The 1,524-nt window shown below is 61.4% G+C and carries 1 protein-coding gene and 1 pseudogene; one reads left to right on the forward strand and one right to left on the reverse strand.

The genetic code is table 11. The features are described from left to right. A pseudogene (locus AACS18_RS07800) lies at positions 1 to 406 on the forward strand (efflux RND transporter periplasmic adaptor subunit); the annotation flags it as partial. 60 nt (positions 407 to 466) lie between these two features. On the opposite strand, the gene AACS18_RS07805 reads toward AACS18_RS07800, so the two are convergent. Further along, the coding region (locus tag AACS18_RS07805; protein WP_181363426.1) for an efflux RND transporter permease subunit at positions 467 to 1,524 on the reverse strand (1,058 nt) is incomplete at its 5' end.

Below are 1,524 nucleotides of genomic sequence, written 5' to 3' on the forward strand. Positions count from 1 at the left end.
GCATCTATACGACACTTCTCGCAAGTTTCTGGAGTTTCGCATTCCGGATCAGAGTTTTCGCAACATAGCACCAGGCCAGTTTGCCGAGTTTTATGTAGATGCCTATCCAGGGCGCATCTTTCGGGCACGGGTGCACTCAGTACTTACTGGTACGGGGGAGGCCCAGATGAGTGTTGCGCAAGGGGATCAGGATGTACGGCAGCATGTGGGCAACAACATGTCGAGCCATGGCCGGACAGTGGTGCTCGACATGCTGGTGCCGGATGGTGTGGACTTGCCAATTGGGGCAACCGGCTCAGCCTGGATTTCGGCACATAAACCCCATCCGCTGCTTGGCTTTATCGACATCATCGGTGCCGCCACCGTGCGTCTAAAGGCGATGAAGGCCTATCTGTTTGCGATGTAACGGACCGACATAAAAAAGCCCCTCCGTGAGGGAGGGGCTTGGTGAGCGAGACCGCAGTGGTCAGGCCCGTTTCTCCGAGCGGCGCATGATGAGCCGGAAGAAGAGCGGGATAAAGAAGATGGCGATAAAGGTGGCCGCCAGCATGCCGCCGATGACCGGCCAGCCGAGGGCGTGACGGCTTGCGGCACCGGCCCCGCTGGAGGTGACCAAAGGCACACAGCCGAGGATGAAGGCGAGCGAGGTCATCACGATGGGACGGAAACGCAGGCGCGCCGCCTCCAGTGCCGACTCGATGAGGCTCATCCCCTCTTCGTGCTTCATCACCGCGAACTCCACGATCAGGATGGCGTTCTTGGCGGCAAGGCCGACCAGGGTCACCAGCCCGATCTGGAAGTAGACGTTGTTGGTCAGCCCCACCAGCCAGGTGGCGAGCAGGGCACCGAACAGGGCGAACGGTACGGCGGTGATCACCGCAAACGGCAGGCTCCAGCGTTCATACTGGGCAGCCAGAATCAGGAAGATCATCACGATACCGAAACCAAAGGCCATGCCTGCGCTGCCTGCGGCCGCTTTCTCCTGATAGGCGGAGCCGGTCCACTCCAGCTTGGCGTCGTTGCCAAGAGCCTCATTGGCGACCTCTTCCAGCGCGGCGATGGCTTGACCCGAGCTGTAGCCAGGGGCGGGCTGGGCCATGATCTTGGCGGCCTGGAAGATGTTGAAGCGTTCGACCAGTTCGGGGCCGGTGGCATCACGCACCGTCACCAGACTGCTGAGCGGGATCATCTCCCCCTTGTCGGAGCGGACATAGACGTTGCGGATGTCGCTCTTCTTGGCGCGATAGTCTGCCTCGGACTGCAACTGCACCCGGTAGGTACGGCCGAACTGGTTGAAGTCGTTGACATAGACCTGGCCGAAGGTGGCCTGCATGGTGTCGAACACCGCGTTGATCGGCAGCCCAAGCGCCTTGGCTTTTTCGCGGTCCAGGTCGAGATAGACCTGCGGCACGTTGGCGCGGTAGGTGCTGGTGACGCTGGCAAACTCCGGGCGCGCCTTGGCCGCTTCGAGGAAGCGCTGCACTTCGCCGGAGAAGGCCTGGGCGTTGCCGGTGCCACGGTTCT

This window comes from Aeromonas sp. HMWF015 (assembly GCF_963878965.1).
Lineage (GTDB): Bacteria > Pseudomonadota > Gammaproteobacteria > Enterobacterales > Aeromonadaceae > Aeromonas > Aeromonas veronii.